The organism is Achromobacter sp. GW823-FHT04E03, assembly GCF_058796095.1.
Window position 1 is genome coordinate 1,179,106 of sequence record NZ_JBXAIJ010000002.1, and the last position, 22,675, is coordinate 1,201,780.

Annotated in this window: 18 protein-coding genes; 6 read left to right on the forward strand and 12 right to left on the reverse strand. The window is 67.6% G+C overall.

Annotation, left to right across the window (positions count from 1 at the left end):
• The first annotated feature begins 50 nt into the window (after window positions 1-50).
• Window positions 51-959, forward strand: coding sequence for a LysR family transcriptional regulator (locus AC1RHV_RS16805; RefSeq protein ID WP_175159912.1), 909 nt, complete (start codon window positions 51-53; stop codon window positions 957-959).
• 21 nt (window positions 960-980) lie between these two features.
• Here AC1RHV_RS16805 and AC1RHV_RS16810 read toward each other — a convergent pair whose 3' ends face one another.
• Window positions 981-1,886 carry a LysR substrate-binding domain-containing protein gene (locus tag AC1RHV_RS16810; protein ID WP_054452074.1) on the reverse strand — a complete coding sequence of 302 codons (906 nt, stop codon included), beginning with the start codon at window positions 1,884-1,886 and terminating at the stop codon, window positions 981-983.
• 102 nt (window positions 1,887-1,988) lie between these two features.
• Here AC1RHV_RS16810 and AC1RHV_RS16815 point away from each other — a divergent pair, with 102 nt between their 5' ends.
• Window positions 1,989-5,531 carry an indolepyruvate ferredoxin oxidoreductase family protein gene (locus AC1RHV_RS16815; RefSeq protein WP_492301414.1) on the forward strand — a complete coding sequence of 1,181 codons (3,543 nt, stop codon included), beginning with the start codon at window positions 1,989-1,991 and terminating at the stop codon, window positions 5,529-5,531.
• Between the two features lie 13 nt (window positions 5,532-5,544).
• On the opposite strand, the gene AC1RHV_RS16820 is transcribed toward AC1RHV_RS16815, so the two are convergent.
• Both AC1RHV_RS16820 and AC1RHV_RS16825 read right to left on the reverse strand, forming a co-directional pair.
• Window positions 5,545-7,230, reverse strand: a complete 1,686-nt coding sequence (locus AC1RHV_RS16820) for a GGDEF domain-containing protein (RefSeq protein WP_492301415.1) — start codon at window positions 7,228-7,230, stop codon at window positions 5,545-5,547.
• 278 nt (window positions 7,231-7,508) lie between these two features.
• A complete protein-coding gene (locus tag AC1RHV_RS16825) occupies window positions 7,509-8,549 on the reverse strand; it encodes a T6SS phospholipase effector Tle1-like catalytic domain-containing protein (protein ID WP_125470159.1) in 1,041 nt (346 codons plus the stop codon).
• Between the two features lie 341 nt (window positions 8,550-8,890).
• Between AC1RHV_RS16825 and AC1RHV_RS16830 the strand changes: the two genes are divergently transcribed.
• On the forward strand, window positions 8,891-9,643 hold the full coding sequence (locus AC1RHV_RS16830; RefSeq protein WP_192353892.1) for a 5'-methylthioadenosine/adenosylhomocysteine nucleosidase: 753 nt from the start codon (window positions 8,891-8,893) through the stop codon (window positions 9,641-9,643).
• Window positions 9,644-9,655: 12 nt separating this feature from the next.
• Here the strand turns inward: AC1RHV_RS16830 and AC1RHV_RS16835 are convergent, their stop codons facing one another.
• A complete protein-coding gene (locus AC1RHV_RS16835; protein WP_166738255.1) occupies window positions 9,656-9,820 on the reverse strand; it encodes a hypothetical protein in 165 nt (54 codons plus the stop codon).
• Window positions 9,821-9,876: 56 nt separating this feature from the next.
• A complete protein-coding gene (locus AC1RHV_RS16840; protein ID WP_492301417.1) occupies window positions 9,877-11,268 on the reverse strand; it encodes a tetratricopeptide repeat protein in 1,392 nt (463 codons plus the stop codon).
• A 181-nt stretch (window positions 11,269-11,449) separates the two neighbouring features.
• Between AC1RHV_RS16840 and AC1RHV_RS16845 the strand changes: the two genes are divergently transcribed.
• On the forward strand, window positions 11,450-11,860 hold the full coding sequence (locus AC1RHV_RS16845; protein WP_492301418.1) for a hypothetical protein: 411 nt from the start codon (window positions 11,450-11,452) through the stop codon (window positions 11,858-11,860).
• Here the strand turns inward: AC1RHV_RS16845 and AC1RHV_RS16850 are convergent.
• Both AC1RHV_RS16850 and AC1RHV_RS16855 read right to left on the reverse strand, forming a co-directional pair.
• Window positions 11,857-12,126 (reverse strand): PAAR domain-containing protein, encoded by a 270-nt coding sequence (locus AC1RHV_RS16850; protein WP_042795237.1) that lies wholly within the window; start codon window positions 12,124-12,126, stop codon window positions 11,857-11,859. The genes AC1RHV_RS16845 and AC1RHV_RS16850 overlap by 4 nt on opposite strands.
• 36 nt (window positions 12,127-12,162) lie before the next feature.
• A complete protein-coding gene (locus AC1RHV_RS16855; RefSeq protein ID WP_054452057.1) occupies window positions 12,163-12,414 on the reverse strand; it encodes a hypothetical protein in 252 nt (83 codons plus the stop codon).
• 172 nt (window positions 12,415-12,586) lie between these two features.
• Here AC1RHV_RS16855 and tssA point away from each other — a divergent pair, with 172 nt between their 5' ends.
• Complete coding sequence (tssA, locus tag AC1RHV_RS16860) at window positions 12,587-13,687, forward strand: type VI secretion system protein TssA (protein ID WP_492301771.1); 1,101 nt, start codon at window positions 12,587-12,589, stop codon at window positions 13,685-13,687.
• Between the two features lie 57 nt (window positions 13,688-13,744).
• Here the strand turns inward: tssA and AC1RHV_RS16865 are convergent, their stop codons facing one another.
• The 5 genes from AC1RHV_RS16865 to AC1RHV_RS16885 form a co-directional block, all read right to left on the reverse strand.
• Entirely contained in the window at window positions 13,745-14,539 is a 795-nt protein-coding gene (locus AC1RHV_RS16865) for an OmpA family protein (RefSeq protein WP_492301419.1), read from the reverse strand.
• Window positions 14,540-14,541: 2 nt separating this feature from the next.
• Window positions 14,542-15,525, reverse strand: coding sequence for a type VI secretion system-associated protein TagF (gene tagF / locus AC1RHV_RS16870; RefSeq protein ID WP_054452055.1), 984 nt, complete (start codon window positions 15,523-15,525; stop codon window positions 14,542-14,544).
• The gene (gene tssM, locus AC1RHV_RS16875; protein ID WP_225588949.1) at window positions 15,522-19,226 is read right to left on the reverse strand and encodes a type VI secretion system membrane subunit TssM; all 3,705 of its coding nucleotides are present in this window, start codon (window positions 19,224-19,226) and stop codon (window positions 15,522-15,524) included. The genes tagF and tssM overlap by 4 nt, the downstream gene beginning before the upstream one ends.
• Before the next feature lie 119 nt (window positions 19,227-19,345).
• Window positions 19,346-20,734 carry a hypothetical protein gene (locus tag AC1RHV_RS16880; RefSeq protein ID WP_492301420.1) on the reverse strand — a complete coding sequence of 463 codons (1,389 nt, stop codon included), beginning with the start codon at window positions 20,732-20,734 and terminating at the stop codon, window positions 19,346-19,348.
• 28 nt (window positions 20,735-20,762) lie between these two features.
• A complete protein-coding gene (locus AC1RHV_RS16885; protein WP_054452053.1) occupies window positions 20,763-21,614 on the reverse strand; it encodes a M15 family metallopeptidase in 852 nt (283 codons plus the stop codon).
• 310 nt (window positions 21,615-21,924) lie between these two features.
• Between AC1RHV_RS16885 and AC1RHV_RS16890 the strand changes: the two genes are divergently transcribed.
• Entirely contained in the window at window positions 21,925-22,674 is a 750-nt protein-coding gene (locus tag AC1RHV_RS16890) for a hypothetical protein (protein WP_054452052.1), read from the forward strand.
• Window position 22,675 lies beyond the last annotated feature (1 nt).

Consider the following 22,675-nt stretch of genomic DNA (forward strand, 5'->3'; position numbering starts at 1 on the left):
TTAACTCAAGTTAATTTCGGAAAATCCGAATTTTCCGCAACCCCGAAACCATGTCCGCGCCCTTGAAGATCCAGCATCTGCGCCAGTTTCTGTTGGCGGCCGACCACGGCAGTTTCCGTCTGGCGGCCGAAGGCACATTCCGTTCGCAGGCGGCCGTGTCGGCGGCCATGCAGGATCTTGAGCAGCAGCTGGGCGCGCCGCTGTTCGAACCCGGCAAGCGCGCGCAGCTCACGCCCCTGGGTATCGCCGTGGCTCCGCTGTTCCGCGAACTGCTGTCCACCCACGACCGGGTGCTGGACGCGGCGCGTCAGTTCGGCTTGGGCAGCCAGGGACCGGTATCGCTGGCGGTGATGCCGTCGCTGGCCGACGAGTGGCTGCCGCGTTTGCTGGAGCGCTATGCGCGCAGCCACCCCGCGATCCGCATCCGCGCCGTCGACGAGTCCTCGCAGGATGTGCACCGGCTGGTGCTGAGCGGTGAGGTGCAGGTAGGGGTGGCGGGGCAGGTGCCGCGCACCGCGGAGGTGGCATTCGCGCCGGTGGCGCGCGACGCGTTCGGCCTGGTGTGCCGCAAGAGCCATCCGCTGGCGCGGCGGCGCGGCCCCGTGCCCTGGTCGGCGTTGGCGGGCGAGCGCCTGATAGGCAATGCCACCTTCGACACGCTGAAGAACCGGCAACTGGGCAGCGCCATCGAGGACCCGTTCATGGTGGTGTCGAACCGCGCGTCGCTCCTGGCCAGCGTGGTCAGCGGGCTGGGCGTGACGGTGCTGCCGGTGCTGGCGCGGCCGGCGGCCGCGACCGGACTGGCCTTCGTGCCGCTGGCCGAACCCACGGTCGAGCGCATCGTCGGCGTGCTGACCCGCAAGGAAGAAACGCTGCTGCCGTCTGTGGCGGCCATGCATGCGCTGGCCCTGCGTTCCCTGGCCCAGTTCACACGCCGCAAGGGCGCGATCCTGGTGTAACGGGCCGGGCGTGCTGCGGCGCTAGACGCCGCAGGCGTAGATCATGAACTGGCGGAAGGCTTCGGCGGGCTTGGCCAGCCGCGCTTGCGGATGCCACAGCAGCCCGGCCTCCATGGGCGGGACGGCATCGGTAATGGGTACGGCCTCGATCTTGCGGCCCTCCAGCGACCACGGCCGGTAAACCATGTCCGACAGCATGGTGACGCCAAAGCCATGCGCGACCAGCCCGCGCAGCGCCTCCATCGAGCGCGTGCGGAAGGCGATGTCGGGCTGCAGGCCGTGGGCGCGCCAGTAGGCCAGCGCGGAGCGTTCGCCTTCGTCCATTTCCAACAGGATGTAGGGATAGCCGGCAATGTCGGCCAGCGACGGCGCCGATGCCTGCGCCAGCGGATGGCCGGACGCGGTCCATAGCTGCCGCCGCGAGCGCACCAGCACCTGGTGGCCGAAGCGCTCGCGCCGTTCCACGTTGGACAGCAGCGCCACGCCCAGCTCGACCTCGCCGCGGGTTACGGCGGCTTCGATCTCGGGCCGGTCGAGGTCTACCAGGTCCAGCTCCACGTCGGGATAGCGCCGCCGGAAGCGCGCCAGCAGGTCGGGCAGGAAGTAGCCCAGCACCGTGTAGGACGCGGCGATCCTCACTGCGCCGCGCAGCGCATAGCGCTGGAAGCCGGGCTCGCGCAGGGCGTCGTCCAGCGAGTCGAGCACTTCACGCGCCCGCTGGTGGAAGTTATGCCCTTCGGGCGTCAGGGTGACGCCATGCGGATGGCGGTCGAACAGCCGCACGCCCAGTTGCGCCTCCAGCGCCAGGACGGCGTTGGTGACCGCGGATTGGGAGACATGCTCGTCGGCGGCGGCCATGGAAAACCGGCCGGTCCGGGCGGCAGCCGCGAAGTAGCGCAGTTGGCGCAGGGTGACATCGTTAGCCATCTGTTTAGCGCATACCTGATACCTGAATATATGAATATACGATAACCAGCCTGCTTCCTACACTGCGGCAAAACACCAAGAACCGGAACGCAGGAGACTAGCGTGGACACCCCCCTTTCCGCAGGCGCGGCCGATACCCATGGCCTGACGCTGGACGACAAGTACACCCGCAGCCACGGGCGCATCTATCTGAGTGGCACCCAGGCCCTGGTGCGGCTGCCGCTGTTACAAAAGCAGCGCGACCTGCAGGCCGGCCTGAACACCGGCGGCTACATCTCTGGCTACCGCGGCTCGCCGCTGGGCGGGCTGGACCAGGCCCTGTGGAAGGCCAAGCGCCACCTGCAGGCCAACGACGTGGTGTTCCAGCCCGGCGTGAACGAAGACCTGGCCGCCACGGCGGTATGGGGCTCGCAGCAGCTGAACCTGTTTCCGGGGGCGGCGCGCGACGGCGTATTCGGCATGTGGTACGGCAAGGGGCCGGGCGTGGACCGGTCGGTGGACGTACTCAAGCATGCCAATTCCGCCGGCAGTTCGGCGCATGGCGGCGTGCTGATGCTGGCGGGCGACGACCATGCCGCCAAGTCCTCGTCGGTGGCGCACCAGTCCGAGCACGTGCTGATCGCCAGCGGCATACCAGTGCTGTATCCGTCCAACGTGCAGGAGTACCTGGACTACGGCCTGCATGGCTGGGCCATGAGCCGCTACACCGGCCTGTGGGTGGCGATGAAATGCGTGACCGACGTGGTCGAGTCCAGCGCTTCGGTGGAAGTGGATCCGGACCGGGTGCAGGTGGTGCTGCCCGAAGACGTCTTGCCCGAAGGCGGCCTGAACATCCGCTGGCCCGACACGCCGCTGGCGCAGGAGGCGCGGCTGCTGGACCACAAGTGGTATGCGGCGCTGGCCTATGTGCGCGCCAACAAGCTGAACCGCGTGGTGCTGGATTCCCCGCAAGCGCATTTCGGCATCATGACCGCGGGCAAGGCGTATCTGGACGTGCGCCAGGCGCTCAACGACCTGGGCCTGGACGAGGCGGCCTGTAGCGAGGCCGGCATACGCGTGCTGAAGGTGGGCTGCATCTGGCCGCTGGACGCGCAGGATGCGCGCGAGTTCGCCACCGGCCTGAAAGAGATCCTGGTGGTGGAGGAAAAGCGCCAGATCCTGGAATACGCGCTGAAGGAAGAACTCTACAACTGGCGCGACGATGTACGGCCACGCGTCTACGGCAAGTTCGACGAACGCGACAACGGCGGCGGCGAATGGTCCACGCCGCGCGGCGGCTGGCTGCTGCCCGCGCGTCACGAGCTGTCGCCCGCGCTGATCGCCCGCGCCATCGCCGCGCGGCTGGAAAAGGCCGACCTGTCGGATGCGCTGAGAGCGCGCATCGCGGCGCGGCTGGCTGTCATCGACGCCAAGGAGCGCGAGGCTTCCCGTCCCACGCTGGTGGAAGAGCGCAAACCCTGGTTCTGTTCCGGCTGTCCGCACAACACCTCCACCCGCGTGCCCGAAGGCTCGCGCGCCGTGGCCGGCATAGGTTGCCATTACATGGCGATGTGGATGGACCGCAAGACCGACACCTTCAGCCAGATGGGCGGCGAGGGCGTCGCCTGGCTGGGGCAGAAGGATTTCACCGCTGAGCGTCACATCTTCGCCAACCTGGGCGACGGCACCTATTTCCATTCGGGGTTGCTGGCCATACGCGCGGCAGTCGCCGCGCACGCCAGCATCACCTACAAGATTCTCTACAACGACGCCGTCGCGATGACGGGCGGGCAGCCGGTGGATGGCGTGCTCACGGTGCCGCAGATCGCCGCCCAGATGCAGGCCGAAGGCGTGGTCAAGACCGTGGTGGTGACCGACGAGCCGGAAAAGTACGCCGGCGCTACCGCGTTGCCGCAGGGCGTGGAGGTGCACCACCGCAAGGCGCTCGACGACGTGCAGCGCGCCTTGCGCGACATCGCTGGCACGACGGTGCTGATCTACGACCAGACCTGCGCCACCGAGAAGCGCCGCCGCCGCAAGCGCGGCGAGTATCCCGATCCGCCGCGCCGCGCCTTCATCAACGAGTCGGTCTGCGAAGGTTGCGGCGACTGCTCGGTGCAATCCAATTGCCTGTCGGTCGAGCCGCTGGATACGCCGCTGGGCACGAAACGCCGCATCAACCAGTCGTCCTGCAACAAGGACTTTTCCTGCGTGGAGGGCTTTTGCCCCAGCTTCGTCACGGCGGAAGGCGCGACGCTGCGCAAGCCGGGCACGGGCAGGGATCTCCCCGCGTTGGCCGAACCGCCGCAGCCCGACCTGGCAGGGATCCGTCCGCTTGGGGCCTACCGCGTGGTGATCGCGGGCGTGGGCGGAACCGGCGTCGTGACCATAGGCGCGCTGCTGGGCGCGGCCGCGCATCTTGAAGGCAAGGGCGTGACCGTGCTGGACATGGCCGGGCTGGCGCAGAAAGGCGGCGCCGTGCTCAGCCACGTGCAGCTGGCCAATCGCCCCGCGGACCTGCATGCCACGCGCGTGGCGCTGGGCGAGGCCGACCTGGTCATCGGCTGTGACGCGCTGGTGTCGGCGTCGCCCGAAGTGCTGTCGCGCCTGCGCCCGGACCATGGCCGCGCCGTCGTGAATAGCAGCGCCGCGCCGACGGCAGCCTTCCTGTCGCAGCCGAGCTGGCGCTTCCCCGGCGCGCAAGCCGAAGCCGCGCTGGCGCGCAGCACGGGCGGCAACTGCGATTTCATCGACGCCGGCCCGCTGGCCGAGGCCCTGCTCGGCGACACCATCTACGCCAATCCGCTGCTGCTGGGCTATGCCTGGCAGCAGGGCGGCCTGCCGCTGGCGCTGGACAGCCTGCGGCGCGCCATCGAGCTGAACGGCGTCTCGGTCGAAAAGAACCTGGCCGCCTTTGAACTGGGCCGGCAAGCCGCGCATCATGGCGCCGCCGCGCTCAAGCCGGCGCCGCGGGCGCAGGTGATGGCCTTGCCGGAGTCCCTGGACGGCCAGATCCAGCGGCTGGCGCAACACGTACGCGCCTATCAGGACGAGGCCTACGCCGCGCGCTTCCAGGATGCGGTGGCAGCGGTGCGGGCGCGCGAAGCCGCGCTGGCGGATCCGCAGCGTTTCGAGGTCACGCAGGCGGTCGCGCGAAACCTCGCCAAACTCATGACTTACAAGGACGAGTACGAGGTGGCGCGCCTGTACGTGGATCCGGCCTTCAAGGCCCGGCTGCGCGAGCAGTTCGAAGGAGAACCCGGCCGCGACTACCGGCTGCGCTATCACTTGGCGCCACCCGCGCTGGCGCGCCGCGACGCGCGCGGACGCGTGCAGAAGCGCGCCTACGGTTCGTGGATGGGACTGGCGTTTCGCGCGCTGGCGCCCATGAAGCGGTGGCGCGGCACCTGGCTGGACGTGTTCGGCAAGACCGCCGAACGCCGCATGGAGCGACAACTGGCGGCCGACTACCTGGCGCTGGCCGAGGAGTTCTCCCGCACGCTGGACGCGGCCAATCGCGCCACGGCGCTGGAACTGGCCGCGCTGCCTGACACGATCCGCGGCTATGGCCATGTCAAGGAGCAGAACGTCGAACGGGCGCGCGCGCGGGAAGCCGGGCTGTGGGAGCAATACCGCGCGCCGGCGCGGGAAACGCTGGCGGCTTGAGGGGCTCGTGGCGTCAAGCCATCTGTTCGAGCAGCACGCAGTTGCGGCCGGTCAGCTTGGCCTTATATAGCAATTCGTCGGCGCGACGCGACAGGTTTTCCAGCGCTGCCGTATCGCTGCCGCGGGCGTGGGCCACGCCGAAACTGGCGGTCATGCTGAAGCTGGCGCCTGCGCCGGCACTGAGCCGCGTTTGCGCGATGCTCAGCCGCATGCGTTCCGCGATGTCCCGGACGCGGTCGGGGTTGCGGCTGCGGCACAGCACCGCGAACTCTTCGCCGCCCACGCGCGCGACCACGTCGGATTCGCGGAAGGTCTTGCGGCACAGATCGGCCACGGTCTTCAGCGCTTCGTCGCCTGTAGCGTGGCCGTGCGTGTCATTGATGGACTTGAAGTGGTCGATGTCGAACAGGATGAAGCCCAGACCGCTCTGCGGATCGTTGCGGATATCGTCCAGCGAAGCTTCCAGGCGCTTTTCGAAGGCGCGGCGGTTCAGCAGGCCGGTCAGGAAATCCGTTTCGGCCATGATGGCGAGGTCTTGAATCAGGCGGTCGCGTTCGAGTTCCAGCTTACGGACGGCGGTGGCGTTGTCGTTGAGCACGTTCAGCGCCTTGAACATGCCGTTGACTTCGCCCCGGTACTGGTCGGCGGGAATGGGCGGCACATCGCCGCCTTTCGCGATCGCGCCGATGATGTTCGTGGCGCGGACGAAAGGCCGGATGACGCGCTTGCGGAACATGGTCAGGCCGATTATCAACGCGGCCGTGAGCATCGCCGCGGCCGCCAGGGTGGTCAGCAGCACGCGGATCGCGGCCTGGCGGTTTTCTCCGATGCGCCGTTCCACTTCGTTGAGCATCAGGTCGCGAAACCGGACGATGGACTTCATGCGCGGCACATAGTTCGCGCCGAGTTCGTACATCGACACCAATGACTCCTCGGGCGCCCGTTCGGCAATGGCGCGCACGCTGTCGAGGTAGCTCATGCCATCGCCGAAGTACTGCTGCTGCAGCTCGCGGTAGGCGAGGGAGGATGCGTATCGCGGCATGCTGGCGATGTTGGCGTCGATCAGGGCGCGCAGTTCGTCGATGCGGCCGATCACGCGTTCTATCCTCAGCTGATCGCTGGCGGTCAGCGTGCGGCGCTTGCTGAGGGCCGGCGCGAACGTGGAGCCGACCAGTCCCGCCTGTTCGCGCAGTTCGCCGGCCAGCAGCGCCAGGGACAGCAGGTCGAAGTCTTCGCCCTGGTTCCGGGCGACCAGGCCGATGCCGTCGGACATCGCGGCGCGCAGTTCGGGAACCACCGCCACCATGTCGCCGACCACTGTCCACAGGTTGTGGCCGGACGTGTTGGCGCGGGGCGCGGCGATGGCCGCGTCGGCGCTGGCGCGGGCGTTCAACAGGGACTCGCGGATGCGCTGGATGTTGGTGAATTCGCGGGCGCCGTTGGGATTGAGAGGTGCGCGGTAGAGCGCAAGCAGGTCGGCGACTTGCGCATTGGTGCGCTGGCGGGCTTCGGCCAGCGCGCGCAGGATGTTTTCGGGGACCGGCAGGTCGGAGCCCAGCGCCGAGTTCATTGGGCCGCGTTCGGCGGATACCGCTTCCATCGTCATCAGGGTCGTGCGGACCACGATGAAGCCCCGCATGGCGTCGTCGGTGGCGGCCAGCGACCGCCAGTTCTGCTGCACCACGATCACGGTCAGCATGGAAACCGGCAGCGCTACGCCGGCTGCCAGTGTCAGGAAATACCTTTCAAGGGATTTGAGAGCAAAGACATTGCGGAACATGCGTAAACATCGGCTCGGAACAATGACTGGTGGCCGGAGGTTACTTGAAATGGGCCGCCCAATGCATGGTTTTCCCGCCACAGTCCGACGGAACGAAGTTTGTATCGCTTTAAGTCGTAAAGTCTCATTTGCCAGCGCATTGCATCACTCTATTGCGAGCGCTTTCAGGGCTTCTTCCAACATGCGCGGCGGGCCCATCATGGCCGTGAGACGGGCAGCTTTTCCAGCGCGTCCTTGAAGTCGGGATACTCCTTCAGGAAATCCAGGCTGCGCCCGAACCGCTTCAGGAGTTGGTCGTCCACCGTCAGATTGAGCACGGTCGCGCCATCCCACAGCCTGGGGCGTTTTTTTACATGGATCAGCACCTTCTCCGTGAACTCGCGGTAGGAGTCGTGCGGCTCGCATTGGTCGTAGTCCGTGGCGACGCGTTGCGCCAGTCCGGCCTCCAGGCCGACCTGGCGCGCCTTCTCCTGCAGCCACGAGGCGGGCAGCGTCTGCAGGCTGCCGTCCCGGTAGCCGCCGCCGACGTCCGAATGGGCGCCGATGAACCAGCGCTGCTCGACCGGATGGTCGGCTGGACGAGGCTCGGAGTCAGCCAGCCGGGTCCACAGGGTAGGCGCATACGGTTCGCGGAATTCGTTGGTGGCGATGGCGTGATAGGCGTGATGGACGTGGTTGCTGAGTTCGGTGTCGTGGAAGTTGTAGAACCTGGAGAAACCCGGAAAAGGGATGCCGCCTACCGGTATGCCCAGGCTGCCGACCGTGTCCCAGACGCCGACGAAATGCACGTCGGTCTCGCGCGAGAAATTCACGCGGAAGGTCGCGGCTTCCAGCGAGGAAGGGATGCAGTCGTCGCGGTAGAGCGCATAGGCTTGCTCCACGTTGTTGTCGGAGGGATCGTTCAGCAGGCCGCATTTGCGCACCATGCCGGCCAGGCTGCGGGCGGAGTAGGCGCCACGGCTGAACCCGAACAGGAAGATGCGGTCGCGCGGTTGGTAGCGCTGGCAAAGCCAGCGGTAGCCCGTGCGGATATTGGCCGACAGCCCCGCCCCAAAGGCGCCGCCGGCGAACTTGTCGATGGCCGCCCACAGGCCCTGGCCCTGCGTGCCTACGCCTTCGATGTAGAACGTCTCTTGCGTGGAGGTCTCGGGCGCCGCCTTGTAGAGTTCGTAGACGTTGGTGCGGTCATTGGGTTCGTTCCAGGTCCCGTCGAAGAATACGGCCAGATTCTTCACCATGATCGTTCTCCACAGATTGAGTCTTGCAATGAATCTGTTTGCTGGCATGGTCCGCGTCGTGCGCGACGGTAAGCTAGCACGGCGTTCGGACGCCGCCGGGTGCATGGTTTCCCTGCTGCATGGACGTACACCGCTTTTTTGACTAGCTAATTGGTCGCAATCCAGCGCATTGTCTGGGTTCGCACGGCGGCGCGGGCGCAGGAGGAAAACTTCACTACATCAAAAGTAGCAATCCTCCAGGCAAGCGCGGGGAGGCCCGCACGCGTTGGCGGCCGCGCCGGGCATGGAGTATGTTGCGGGGCAGGGCGGCCGCGGGCCGCGCATCAATCGAGTAGATGTACATGGGACGTTTAGCCATATTGGGCGCCTTGCACGAAGAGATCGCCGACCTGCTGGCGGCGATGGATCCGGGCGCCGCCATTCACCGCATTGCCATGCGCGACTTCCACGTCGGCACCTTGTGGGGCACGCCTTGCGTGATTGCGTTGAGCCGGATTGGCAAGGTGGCCGCGGCTGCGACGGCATCCATTGTGATCCAGGAATTCAAGGCGTCGCGGGTGGTCTTCACCGGACTGGCGGGCGGCTTGCATGAGGATGTGGCGGTGGGCGATGTGGTCGTGGCCAGTGCGTTGATGCAGCACGACATGGACGCGCGCCCGCTGTTTGGACAGCATGAGATTCCCCTGTTGGGGCGCGAACGCTTCGATGCGGATCCGGTCCTGAGCGAACGGCTGCTGGAAAGCGCGGGACAGTTCGTGCGCCAGGGCGGCTTGCCGGTGGGGCCAGGCGGACAGCCGCCGCGGGTGCACCACGGGCTCATCGCCACCGGCGACGTCTTCGTCAACAGCAACGACTATGCGCGCCAGCTACGCCAGCGCCTGCCCGATGCGCTCTGCCTGGAAATGGAAGGCGGGGCGATGGCGCAGGTCTGCTACGAATTCGGCGTGCCCTTCGCTGTGCTGAGGGTGATTTCGGATCAGGCCGATCATGCCGCGAAGGCGGACTTCACTGACTTCCTGGTGAACCTGGCGCGGGTCTACACCGCCGGCATCCTGGCGCCCCTGCTGAAGTCGGGCGCGCTGCGGGAAGCCTGAGGCCGGCGCTGGTCAGCGGCCGGTGTCGGGGTAGTTGGGGCCGGCGTCGTGGAAGCCGCCCTGGCTGTAGGGATTGACCGCGCCGGGATGGGGCGGGCCGCCATTGCCCTGCGCGCAACCGGCCAGGACCAGGGCCGTGGCCATGAGAGTAAGCAAGCGGATCAGGGCGGATTTCATGGTGGTCTCCTGCGCGTACCGCTGCTGCGGGGCGCTGCTGGTCTGTCTTCGTTATTTTACGCTTTGACGGCAGCGCCAGTCCTGATCTTGCGTTTGGTCTGCGGCGCCGCGCAGCGCTGCTGATAGGCCTGCACCGCTCGGGAATTCGCGGCCTGGAAGTAGGGGTGCGGATGACCGGCCTCGCGCAGCGCGTCGTACATGCGCCCGCCCCACACGCATTGGGCCTCGGCTTGTTTCCAAAGCCCAGTGGCCAGGCCTTTTTGGCCGTGGCGCCACAGCGCCAGGCCGTAATCGGCCACGATTTCCTCGTCGCGCGGAATCTCGCGGTAGGGCTGCTTCAGCAGGTCCAGCCCGCCGTCGACCTCGCCCCTCAGGACGAGGATCCAGCCCAGCGTTCCCAGGTTGTAGGGAAGGGCGCCGGCCGTGGCTATCGATTTGTGCGCTTGCGCCTCGGCTTGCGCCAGGTAGTCGGGAAAATCCGCCAGATAGTAGGCGATGCTGTTGGCCCAGTCGGGATCGTCCCGCAGGGGGACGTCGGCTTGGCGCCGCTGCAATTCCAGCGCGTCTTCCAGCGCCAGGGCGGGCAGGCCCAGCAGGCGTTCCAGCTTGAATCTTGCGCGCAGCACGTCATGATCCACGGGCTCGGATCCTGAGCGGGCGCGTTCCAGCCATAGGCGCGCCAGGTCGGCGCGGCCGGCCATCAGCAGCAGGTTGGCCATGTCCAGCTGTTGCTGCGGCTCTGCGCCGCAGGCGGCGGTATCCACCAGTTGCAGCGCGCCCTCGGCATCGCCCTGGCTGAACTTGCGGTTGATGGCGTCCAGCTCGTCGAAGCAGCGGCGGTTCTCTGCCGCATTGGCCTCGACCGAGATCGAAAGGGAGGCCGCCGGCCGGGCGTGGCTGAAGTAGGCGGTATTGCCCTGCGCGGTGCTGTACCCAAGGTCTACCCATTGCTCACCCCAGCGCACATGCATGGTGGTGATGTAAGGCCACCCCCCCAGCGGACCATTATCCCCGCCGCTCTGCAGCTGGAAAACACTGCCCCAGGCGCCGCTCCCTATGCGCCGGATCAAGGTGAAGTCTTCGGCGGAATGCGCCTCGCGGGTCCAGATCCAGGCGCTGCGGCCCAGCGCGTCGGTGACGCCGTGCACGATGCCGTCGTGGTCGGGCGTACCCTCGATGGCCTTGTCCGCGCCTGTCAGGAACAGGCGGTATGGCGTATTGGGAGCGATGCCGCCGCCGCGGCTGTTGTCCAGCCTCAGGATCAGGTAGCGGCCATGTTCACCCTTGCCGTACTGCGGCATGCCTTGGGGCGGCGTCGCGGGCGTGTTGCGGGTGGCGGCTTTCCGGGAGGACGAGCCGGCGGAGGCATATGCCGGCAAAGCCGCCTGGGCAAGCGCGAGCGCGCCGGACAACAGCAACGGGTACAGCCTGGATTGCGGAAGCGTCATGGGTGCTGCTTGAGGTCTGAGCGGTGGAGCCTGAGAGACAGGCGGCATTCTCTCAGAGAACGCGGCGCGCCGCTGCCTGGCGAGCAATCGCACCGGGCGGTGCGTATCGGATGCAGCGGGATTCCTCCTGTGGCATTCTTGCGCCCGCACCCCGCCGCCGCACGCGGCGCATTCCCGTTCCATGATGCCGAAATTCTTCCTGCGGTTCTGTGATTTCCTGCTGCTCTCTGCTGCGGCGGCGCTGTTCGGCGCTTGCCTGACTTCAGTGCTGAAGACCGATGCCTACGGCTGGATGATTCCGGATGCGCCGTTCATGTACGGGCCGTTCGACTTCTACGTCGATGCCGCCTTGGCGGGGCTGGCCGGCCTGCTGGCGCTGGCGCTGGCCGAGCGCGCGGCGCGGGTGCGCCGTTCGGCCGCATGGCGGGCCGCGGCGACGCTGGCCGCCGCGCTGGTTGCGCTCTATCTGGCGCCGCCCGAGGCCACGATGGAATTGTTCGTGGCGCAGTGGCGCATGGTGCTGCCTATTGCGTTCACCGTGCTGGCGCTGCGCCTGGGATTGAGGCGCCTGCTTGCGCGGTCCGGGGTCTAGCCCTGCTCCAGCCGGTAGAACTGCTGGCTTGCGATCAGCGTGGCGCCGCAGGATGTCTTCATGCCTTCCAGCGCGGTGCGTCGGTCCGAACTGACGGCGGCCGCGCCTTCGACGATGGTATGCGTGCCGCTGCACTTGGGGCAGGTGACGCGGTCGCCAAGCCGGGCCATGGGCTGGCCGAAGATCATTACTGTTTCGTCGCCCGTGACGACCACTCCGCCATGCGAGGTGCGGTCGCCCTTGCGTATCACCGATAGCTGCGCCATGGCTGCCTGTTGCCCTGTCAGTTTGGTTATGTGTGCTTACAGATAGGTGCCGTCCGGCGCCTGCCGCGGCGTGCCGGTGACGAAGCTGCCGTCGGGCGCCATGCGCACCGGACCGTCGCCGCCCAGATAGCGGCCGTCAGGCGCGCGCTGCGGCTTGCCGGCAACGTAAGTGCCATCCGGCGCGCGGGTGATGGGTCCGCCGTCGCCGACGTAGGTGCCGTCGGGGCAACGGCGCGGCTTGCCAATGATGAAGCGGCCGTCGGGCATCATGTGGAATGACTTGTTCATCGCGCATCCTTGTCCTGGGGAACCCGCATGATATCCAGGGTCCGTGATGCGTTTTGTAATAGGACGTGTCATCTTCAAACGCGCCGTCGTTACAGATATGGGAGGATCGGTCCTCTTGTCGCTGCCCGCCGCTGGCCCGGCGGCCGCGATCCTGCCATCCGACCAGATCTATATGAGCGATATCGACACATTGCTGCAGCCCATTGCGGGCGAGGCGCCCTGCGGCGTCGACATGGTGTTTTCAGCCGAATTTGACGCCATCCGCGAAGCCCGCCGCCACGATGATCCGAACCTGGACCAGGGCGACTGGGTTATCGACATCAAGGAGGCCGACTGGCCGGAAGTCATCCGCATTTGCACCACGGTGCTGCGCGAACAGAGCAAGGACGTGCGCGTGGCCGCCTGGCTGGCCGAGGCCTGGGCCAAGACGCGCGGCTTCGCCGGCCTGCGCGACGGCTATCTGCTGGTGGACGGCCTGTGCCGCCACTACTGGGACGGCCTGCACCCCGTGCCGGACGAGGGCGACGTGCAGCAGCGCGTGGGCAACCTGGCCTGGCTGCTGGCACGCTCGCAACAGCTGATCCGCGAGCTGCCGCTGACCCAGTCGGAGGGCGGGCGCTATGGCGCGGCGCTGTGGGACAGCGCCTCGCAACTGGCCAACGCGGCCAAGCGCGCGCCGCAGAACGCGGCCGAGATCACGCGCGGCAAGCTCACGCTGGACCAGTTCGACGCGGCGCGGCGCGACACGCCGCCCGCTTTCTATTCCGAACTGGAAGGCAATCTGCAAAGCTGCTTCGCGGCGCTGGATACGCTGGAACAGACCCTGGCGCAACGCCTGGGCGACGAGGGCCCGGCCTTCTCGCCGGTGCGTGACGCGCTGCGCGACGTGACCGAGCTGACCCGCCGCTTCGCCCGCGACGCCGGGCTGCTGGTGCGCGCGGATACCGCGGCGCCGGCCGCTCCCACCGCTGCGCCCGCAGCTGCCCGGATGGAGCCGACCTTGTCCGCTGCCGACCCTGTTTCCGCCGCGCCCGCAGCCGCGCGCGGCCCGCTGCAAACGCGCGAGCAGGCGCTGGCGCAGCTGCGGGAAGTGGCGGAGTTCTTCCGCCGCACCGAGCCTCACAGCCCCGTGGCCTATCTGGCCGACAAGGCCGCCAGCTGGGGCGAGATGTCGCTGCACCTGTGGCTGCGCACCGTCCTCAAGAACGGCGATGCGCTGTCCGGCCTGGAAGAGCTGCTGGGCGTGCCCAAGCCGCCGGACCACAACGGCTGAACGCAAAGTCACTGTTTGCACAAGCCGGCCCGCGCGGGCCGGCCAAGCGCCAGGCGCCTAGCGGCTGGCGCGGAACTCGATGCGGCGGTTCTTGGCGCGGCCTTCGGCCGTGGCGTTGGTGGCGACCGGCTGGTCAGGCCCCGCGCCCAGCGTCTCAAAGCGCGCGGGCGGCAGGCCCTTGTCCACCAGGTAGGTTTTGACGGCATCGGCGCGCGCCTGGCTCAGCGCCAGGTTGGTGCTGCGGCTGCCGGAGCTGTCGGTGTGGCCGATGATCTGCACCTTGTCGCTATGCAGCTTGGGCACCACGTCCGCCACCTTGTCCAGCAGCTCGCGGCCGCGCGGGGTGAGCGTGGCGCTGCCGGTCTCGAATTCCACCACACGGTTGGTCAGTACCTGGTCCAGCAAGCCCTGTTCGTCCTTGCTGGCGGATACGCGCAGGCCGTTGACGATCTTGTAGGTGGGATTGAGCGAGGTCGCGAAGGCGCTGGCTATCTGCTGGCGCGAGGCTTCATTCTGCACCTCGCCGCGCAGGCGGATCTGGGTGCCGTCGATCTCCAGCTGGCCGCGGTTGATCTGTTTCAATGGCTGGCCGATGAGCTTGCCGACGTGCTCCGACCAGTTCGGCGGCGCGACCACGCCGCCCACATCGATCTGGTCGATCACGTTGCCCACGCCATACACCTGCTGCAGCCGGGCCAGCACATCGGCCTTGGCGGCTTCGTCCGGCACGGCGCCGCTGGCCACGACCTGGCCGGGCTGGGGGATGACGTTGGCGGGCACCACCGTGGCCGCGTCCTGGGCTGCGGCCGTGCAGGCATACAGCGCCGCCATGAGCATGAAGGAAAGGCGCATGGTCAGGCTCCGGTAAAGACTTCAAGAAAGGTGTCGAGCGCCAGGCGCAAGGACAGGCGCGGCTGGTCCAGGTAGCTGGACAGCTTGGCCAGGCCGTGGCTGGCCGATACGTGGTTGCGGACCCAGGGCGCGTCCTCCAGCACGATGTGCTGTTCGGCATACGCCTGCGGCGTGGACAGCAGGCTGGCCAGCGTCTGCGGCGAGGCGCCGCGGAAATCCACGGCCAGCCGGTGCTTGCCGGCGATGCGGCCGATGAAGAGGGTGATCTCGAAGTCCGCGCGCGACAGGAAGGGCGAGATCAGCGTCATCCAGTAGGCGGCCACCAGGTTGATGTAGAGCGGGTCGTCCGGCAGCGGCAGCGACAATCCCTTGTCCAGCTGCGAAGAGCCGCTGGACATCACCGGCTCGAGCAGGATGCCCAGCGCCAGGATGATGTCGTGCACGCGCGCGGCGTGTCCGTTGCCGCGCAGCATCGCCTCCAGCCGCTCCACGGTCTGCAGGTCGACGAAGGCGTCGAAGCCGTCGTCGGCCGCTGTGCGGATTTCACCTTCCAGTTCGTTGAGCGTTTGCAGCGCCGAGGCGGGATCGCCGTCCTGCATCAGCAGGGCGGCGGCGCCGCTCATGCGGTTCCACATGCGGCTGAAGGCAATGGGGCTGCGGGCAATGAAGGCCAACGGCTTCTGCACTTCCACCGAGGTGGCGGAAAGGAAAGGGTAGCGGCGGCCCGACAGGTCCTGGCTGGGCTGCAGATGCCCCGCGATGGCCAGTTTGCCGCGCGACCCCAGGATGGCGAACGGCATGGGCTCGGCTTCGTCGTAAAGCGCCTTCCAGTGCGGTTCCTGCGCCAGCATCTCCATGGTGCTGGCGACCCAGGCATCCAGCGTGGCCATCAGCTGCGGATGTGAAGTGTTCTTCACGAAATCACCGCGGCTGGGAATCTTGCCGAAGTAGGCCGTGCGGAACAAGGGGGACTGCGGGCTGCTCATTGCGGCGCTCCGGGTTGCGTCTGGGCGGAGGATTCGGGAGAGGCGCCGATCACGGACGAGGGCAGGCGCAGGTTGCGCAGGCCCTGGCTGCCGCCGGGCTCGCTGCCGCCGGCGCCGGGCGCCTGGGCGTTGCTGATGATGCGCAGCTTCACCGGCACCGTCACGTTGGATTTGCCCCAACTCATGTTGAAGCTGCCGTCGGCGTTGGCGGTGCGCTGGGCCGTGGAGATCAGGCGTTCCAGGCCGAAGCGGCCGGGTTCGTTGACGATCTCGACCACGCTGCCGTCGAAGGTGGTGGCGGTGATGCGCGCGCCGGGGGCGCCCTGGGCGTTGGGCCACACGAAATTGACCCACTGCGGCGGGGTATTGCGGTAGCGCAGCTGCTGGCCGTCGATCTCGATGGTGTACTCGGTCACGCCGGCCGCGGGCTTGGGCTGGATCTGGAACAGCGTCTGCGGCTGGCTGGCCGCGCCGCTGCCGGCCGCGCCTCCCGAGAGCGGCGCCACCCACTGCGCGAAATTGGCCGTGAAGGTGGGCTGCAGGCTCACGCCCATGTCGCCCCAGGTGCGTGCCGTGAGGATGTCGCCGCGGCGCACCGTCAGCGGACCCAGCGTGTCGTTGACGTACTTGGCGATGCTGCCCTGCGGGCCGAACACCTGGCCGATCTCATCGCTGCTGGCTTCGACGCTGGCGCGGCTGGCAAAGGGGTACTTCTCCGCCAGGGTCTGGTTGAACGGGCGGTAGACCTGCGCGTTCCAGACCTTGTTCAACTCGGATTCCGCCGGCTGCATGGTCACGGCGTAGGCCTGGATCAGCGGGCGCACCAGCAACGGGCGCAGGGTCTCGCGCTGCGTCGCCGACATGCCTGCCAGCATCTGCTCGTCCACCAGCTTCAACGCGTCGGCCAGTTCCGAGTCCTTGCCTTCCAGGGTCTGGCGCATCAGCGTCAGCGCGCCGGGGCCGGGATCGCCCTGGTTGTTCAGCAGGTTGAAGCGGGTGCGGATCTTGGACAGCGCGCCCATGTAGTTGCCCAGCAGCGACTGGTTGTCGCGCGTGACCACCAGGCGCGCCACGTCGGAGAATTCGCGTCCCACCGGACCCATCGGAATCGCCTCGCCGTTGGCGGCGGTGGCGGGCGCGGCGGACGGCGGCGTCTGGCGCAGGATGACGCGCTTGAACCAGCCGACCACGCCGCTCTGGGCCTGCTGCAGCCCGGCGTTGATCAGCGAAGGGTTGTCCCAGGAGGTTTGCTCATAGGTGGTATTGATGAGCTTGGCGATGGGCGAGGTCTGCGGATCGCCCAGGCGGTTCATCGCGCCCACCGATTGCTCGAAGCTGGTGAAGGGCTTGATCGTCACGCCGCGCAGGAATTTCTGCCACTCCTCGGCGTACTCGGTCTTGTACATCGTCGCCAGGCTTTTCTGGATCTGCTCCGGGCTGCCTTCCAGCGTCAGGTCGTCGCGCGCGTTCACGCCCAGCACCCAGTCGCTGGTCTGCACTTCCTTCTTGGCGGCCTCGCCGATGGCGGGCTGAATGTACTGTTCCCAGGCTTCGCGCGTGAACGTGCCGGGGATGGCGTAGCTGCCGGCGACCACGCCCGCGTCGTTCTCGCCCACGATGCGCGCCACCGTCATGGCCTGGAAGCGCGTCGCGGCGCGCGCCTTGAGCGTGGCATAGGCGCGTTCGCGCGCCGGCATGCCCTGCATCACGGCGCGCAGGCTGCCGCGGGTCTTTTCGACCAGCGCCAGATTGGTGTCGATCTGCGGCCAGCCTTCGTCCTGCGCGCGGCCGACATAGAACGAAATCAGCCGCTCGGCGCTGCGGATCAACTGGTCGCGCGGCATGGCGCCGCGGTTGGTTTCCAGCCAACCGCGCCAGAAGCGCGTGATCTGGTCTGACAGGTGCGTGGGGTCCACGTGCTGATGGTTGGCCATCATCAGGTAGGTCTTGAGCGCGTTGTAGGCGTCGTCCGCGTTGGTGGGCGAGGCGTCCTGGAACAGCGTGTCGCCATTGCCCGCGTGCGCGGCGCGGGCCTGCTGCGGCGCCGGTTGCGGCGCGTTGCCGCTGGCTGCTGCGGCGGAGGTGTCGACCTTGGCCAGGAAGTCTTCCAGGCTGGCCTTCACCGGCGTCAGCATGAACTGGCGCGCGCCGTTGTAGTACTCGGCCAGCAGCCGCTCCTTCAGCACATCGCCCTGGTACAGGCCCAGCCCCAGGGACCACGGACGGCTGGAGGAATAGCGATCCAGCTGTTCGATGCGGTCCTGCAGGATTTCCATTGCTTCGAGCCTGCTTTGCAGGTCGGTGCGCTCGCTTTGCAGGCGCACCACCTTGTCCAGGTCGGCTTGCACGTTCTGCGCCAGTTGCCGGTTGCCCAGGTAGGACCAGCTCCAGCCGCCCAGTACCAGCCCCAGCGCCAGCACCAGGCCGAAGAAGGCCAGGTAGCGCATGCGCGTCTTGGCGGGACTGGCGTGCTGGCGCACCAGTTTCTTGTCCGCGAAGATCACGCTGGAGAACAGGTCGCGCAGGAAGAAGCCATTGTTGGAGGTGACGCTGCGCGACTGCGCGCGCGCGGCGGGACGCAGTTCGAAGCGTTCGGCCAGGCGCTCGGTGGAAGTGCTTTGCGTGATGCCTTCCTGCAGCGCGCTGGTGAAGTAGAAGCCGCGGAACACCGGCTTGTACTGGAACGGATTGGTCTCGAACAGCGTGGACAGGAACGTGCGCAGCGCCGGCTTGATGCCGGCGAATTCCAGCGGGAACGTCAGCAGGCCTGGCGGCAGGTCGCGACTGTTGCGCAGGGAGATCTGCGCCGTGCCCATTTCCTTCAGGCCTTCATACAGTTCGTCGAAGCGGCTGTCGAACAGCGCCAGCACGTCGCGGTTTTCCTCGGCGCCGTAGGGCAGGGTCGCGCCCCAGACACGGTCGCGCTCGCTCTGGTCGCTGTCGGAGAAGAACTCGCTGAAGCCCGAGATCAGGTCGGCCTTGGTGAAGATGATGTAGACCGGCGCGAACACTTCCAGGCGGTCGGTCAGCTCCTGCACGCGCTGGCGCAGGTTCTTGGCCAGGTTGATCGCGAACTCCGGACCCGCGCCCGTCAGCTCGTCGATGCTGGCGGCCACGATGATGCCGTTGATGGGCGCCTTGGGACGGTGCCGCTTGAGCAGGTCCAGGAAGCCCATCCATTCGTTGCGGTCCTCTTCATGCACCGAGTAGCGTCCGGCGGTGTCCAGCAGGATGCCTTCGGTGGTGAAGAACCAGTCGCAGTTGCGCGTGCCGCCCACGCCGCGGACCGCCGCGCCGTTCTTGTCCGCAAAGGGGAACTGCAGGCCGGAATTGATCACGGCGCTGCTCTTGCCGGCCGCGGGGTTGCCGATGACGATGTACCAGGGCAGCTCGTACAGGGCCTCGTTGCCCGAGGTCTGGCCGATCTTCGAGGTCTTGATGGTGCGCACCGCCTGGATCAGCCGCGTGCGCAGCGCTTCCACGTCGTTGCGGTTGGCGGCGGCGCCCGTCTGCACCTGCTGCTCCAGCATGTCGCCCAGGTTCTTGTTGGCCTTGCGGGTACGCCGCCGGCGCCACAGATAGGCGCACAGCCACAGCAGCACGCATACGCCCAGGGCGATGCCCGCCCAGACCAGGCCGATCTCCACCGTGTCGGCGAACAGGAACAGGAAGACCACCAGGGCCAGCAGCCCGAGCGCCATGAAGGTGCGCGGATTGGCCAGCGCGCGCGAGGACCAATGTCGGCCTTCGCTGATGGCGCGGGAGGCGCCGGATAGGAGATCGGAGGGGCTGCGCATGGTTTGAGCTATGTTCTTGTGGGTCAGGCGGGGAGGGTTTCGGAAGGCGACACCAGCGCCAGCGTCCGCAGCGCCGGGTCCTGGGTCATGAGGGCGAGCACGGGCGCGCCGGCCTGGGCGCAGGCGGCGCCCGCGACGGCCACGGTCAGCAGATGCGCGGCCGCGCCGGTATGGCCGCAGCCGGAACCTACTGCCAGGCAGTCCTGGTTGGGGTCCAGCGCCGGAAACAGCGCAGCAGCCAGGCCGGCGGTCTCCAGCGGGCGGCTGCCGCGGTGGTCGGCATCGCTGATCAGCGCGGCCACGCCATCGGCGGGTTGGCCTTGTTCGGCCAGGAATTGCGTGGCCAACTCGGTCACGCGTGGCTCATGCAGCGCGCCGCGCGCGTCGGCGTCGACCGCGCGCTGTGTTTGTGCGGACAGGGTCAGGGTCAGCGCGGAGTCGCTGCGTGCGGGCTCGCCGCCAGGCGCATGGGCGCCCAGGTCCAGCAACAGGCCCGCCGCGGCTTCGCCAGGCACCTGGCCTTGGGGATTGGCGTTCGACATGAGCCGGCCGGCGGCGTCCCATTGCTCGACGCGCGTCGCATCGATGTGGGAGTCGGCGACAGCAACCAGGCGTAGCGTGGCGCTGCGCGCGGTCAGGGGTTCCTGCGCCAGCTGGCGCAGCAGTCCATCGCTGGTGAGCGCGTCTGGCGCGGCGTGCAGGCGCGGGATCATGCGGCTGGCAGGCCACGCCGCCGCCGCGAGTGCCTGGTCCACGGCATGGTCGCGCACGGCGTCGGACCAGTCGGCGGGCAGCAGCAGTTCCAGCTGCAGCAGCGGCCATGCTTCGTCATGTTGCGGTTCGCCTTGCTTCAGCACGATGGCGCGCGCTTCCAGCGCCAGCGCCTCCACCACCTCTGCCAGCAGGGCGGTTGCGCGCACGGGTTCTTCTTCGAGCGCGGCGGCCGGGGCGCGGGCCTCGCGCGCCGCGGCGCGCAGCGCATCGGTATCGAGCTGCGGCGCGCGCGCGCTGAAGACAGGAAAGCCTTGCGTGTTCTTGAAGGAAGGGTCCAGATCCGGACGCTGCTGCGCGGCCAGTGCGGCATGGATCGCGATGGCCTCGCTGCCTACGGCGGCGCTGGCAGCGCTGGCCAGCACGCGCAGACTCGCGGCCTGGGGAGCGGGTTCGGCGGTCTGGGCGGCGTCGTCCTGCGCGGGCTGCGCCGGCGCGGCGCGGGCCTCGCGGCGCGCACGCACGATGCGCGCGCCGCTCCAGGCGGCGGCGATCAACGCCAGCGGCAGCGCGAACAGATAAAGGCCGATGTCCACGCCCGTAGGCAGCGTGCGCGACTCCTGCCACCAGATGATGACGGCGAGCCAGACCACGCCGAAGACGAGGGCCAGCAACAGCCCGGTTTTGAGTATGCGGCTCATGGATGCGATATGACGCTTTCGGAGTTGATCATTGCGCGGCTCCGCCATTGCGCCGCATGACGCCGGGGCGGCGCAGCTCGGTGTGGCCGAAGTCCATCATCTTCCAGCGGCCACCCCAGGTCAGGCCGACGCGCTCGGCGGTTTCGCCGAACAGTTCGTAGCCGCGCATGGCCCAGGGATCCTTTTCGGACACGACCACCTTGCCGTCGCGCAGGAAGGCGCTGTCCGCGGCCAGGCCGAACTGGTGATAGCTCTGGTAGGCGCCGGCATTGGTCACGTGCGAGCCCATCTTGGCAAGCTCCGCCTGGCGGTCGGGGCTGCGATAGCCTTCGATCAGCACCATCTCGTAGCCGTGCTCTTCACGCATCACGCGGTACGCGGCCAGCAGGCGCTGGCGGTAATCGGCGTCCAGCAGGTTCCAGTCGCGGCTGGCGCCGCCCAGGTTGGGACGCACCAATTCCACTTCGCGCGTGGTGAACGCTTCGGGCGGCAGCGGAGGCGGCGGGACCAGTCTTTCGCCGGTCAGCAAAGCCTGGATGCGAGGGTCCGGACCCGCGGTCCGATCCTCGTAAACAAATGTGTGATTGTGTCGCATGACGAAAGCGAAAAGTGACGGAAGCAACACAACCAGCAGGCCCGCAGCGATGTGCCAGCGGTATGCCGAAAACGCGCCGCCAGCCTTTCCAAAGCCCGTGCGCAGCGCCTGCGCGGAGTCGCCCATCGCCCCTCCTGCGTGTCCCGCGCCGCGCGCCATGCCCTGGCGTATTCCCTGTGCAAGCGCGCGCGCTCCCCTTGCCGTGGCCTCCCGCAAGGACGGAAAGACAAGCAACGCGGAAACGCCGATGGCGAGCAGAAAGTAGAGAGGCAGCAGGAGAAGCAAGGAGGTCCCTCAGTTACGAAGGCGTAATCTTTTGTTCTATTCGGGATTCAGGCAAGCGCTTGGACGTTGCAAAACGCGTCTGTGACTTAGAACTCGTAACAAGAATCGATGATGCGAAAGAAGTCATCAGGTATTCTCGAACCCCTTGGTTACAGGGGTTTAGACGACCTCTGCAGACACGGGACTTCGCATGGCAGAAGACGAAAAAAGATCGCGATCACCGACCTCTGTTCCCAGCTTGCTCGCAGGACGCTCACCGTCACCGGATGAACGCGCAGCGTCGCGCATCCTCGCCGCGCTAGAGGGGCGAGTGCCGGACGCCGAAGTCAAACACCTGGCGCCCAAGCGCCGTTCCCGCTTGCCGCTGGCCTTGCTGCTGCTATTGCTGACGGGCGCTGCGGGCGCGGTGCTATATAGCGTGTTCGATACGCCGCCGCTGCCTGTGGTTGCTGAATCGACTCCTCCGGTTACGCCGCCAGCGCAGCCCGCCGCCGCGCCAGCCGCTCCAACAGCGGGTGCGCGCGTGGCCGCTGCCGATCCCGACCCGCAGCCTTCTTCCGCGGCCGTCATCGAAGACCATCCTCTCGCGCAATTGGGACTTCCCAATGCCGATGAGGACCGCGCGCCCGAGAACCCCTTGTCTGCGTTGGCCGTCACCGCCGCGCCGCCGCAGCCTCGCGCTGCGTTGCAGGCGCAGGCCGCTGCGCCCAAGGCAGCCGGGCCCACGGTGCCGCGCGCGATCACTTCGCAAGGCTCGCCCAAAGCGTCGCCCCAGGCCGCGCCGCAGCGCGCCAAGACGCCGCGCAACGATTCCGACGCGGCATTGCTGGCCGCACTGATGTCCTATGGCCTGCCGCCGGCGTCGCCGCCCGGTACCAAGGTCTACAAGAACGACGGCGTCTTCGTCCGCGAACTGCCGGGCTCGCCCCTGGCGGCCCGGTTGGAGCAATGCCGCAAGCTGGGCTTCCTGGAAAGCGAGCAATGCCGCTTGCGGGTGTGTTCGGGCTATTGGGGCACGGCGCCCGAATGCCCCAATCCGCAAGCCCAGGTCGAACCCTGAG

Coding starts and splice junctions, on each gene's coding strand:
- AC1RHV_RS16810 (WP_054452074.1), bottom strand. CDS start 1,886: ATGGCTAACGATGTCACCCTGCGCCAACTGCGCTACTTCGCGGCTGCC.
- AC1RHV_RS16845 (WP_492301418.1), top strand. CDS start 11,450: ATGATGCCGAAATTCTTCCTGCGGTTCTGTGATTTCCTGCTGCTCTCT.
- AC1RHV_RS16835 (WP_166738255.1), bottom strand. CDS start 9,820: ATGAAATCCGCCCTGATCCGCTTGCTTACTCTCATGGCCACGGCCCTG.
- tssA (WP_492301771.1), top strand. CDS start 12,587: ATGAGCGATATCGACACATTGCTGCAGCCCATTGCGGGCGAGGCGCCC.
- AC1RHV_RS16850 (WP_042795237.1), bottom strand. CDS start 12,126: ATGGCGCAGCTATCGGTGATACGCAAGGGCGACCGCACCTCGCATGGC.
- tagF (WP_054452055.1), bottom strand. CDS start 15,525: ATGAGCAGCCCGCAGTCCCCCTTGTTCCGCACGGCCTACTTCGGCAAG.
- AC1RHV_RS16820 (WP_492301415.1), bottom strand. CDS start 7,230: ATGCTGACCGTGATCGTGGTGCAGCAGAACTGGCGGTCGCTGGCCGCC.
- AC1RHV_RS16855 (WP_054452057.1), bottom strand. CDS start 12,414: ATGAACAAGTCATTCCACATGATGCCCGACGGCCGCTTCATCATTGGC.
- AC1RHV_RS16825 (WP_125470159.1), bottom strand. CDS start 8,549: ATGGTGAAGAATCTGGCCGTATTCTTCGACGGGACCTGGAACGAACCC.
- tssM (WP_225588949.1), bottom strand. CDS start 19,226: ATGGCGCTCGGGCTGCTGGCCCTGGTGGTCTTCCTGTTCCTGTTCGCC.
- AC1RHV_RS16865 (WP_492301419.1), bottom strand. CDS start 14,539: ATGCGCCTTTCCTTCATGCTCATGGCGGCGCTGTATGCCTGCACGGCC.
- AC1RHV_RS16805 (WP_175159912.1), top strand. CDS start 51: ATGTCCGCGCCCTTGAAGATCCAGCATCTGCGCCAGTTTCTGTTGGCG.
- AC1RHV_RS16830 (WP_192353892.1), top strand. CDS start 8,891: ATGGGACGTTTAGCCATATTGGGCGCCTTGCACGAAGAGATCGCCGAC.
- AC1RHV_RS16880 (WP_492301420.1), bottom strand. CDS start 20,734: ATGAGCCGCATACTCAAAACCGGGCTGTTGCTGGCCCTCGTCTTCGGC.
- AC1RHV_RS16840 (WP_492301417.1), bottom strand. CDS start 11,268: ATGACGCTTCCGCAATCCAGGCTGTACCCGTTGCTGTTGTCCGGCGCG.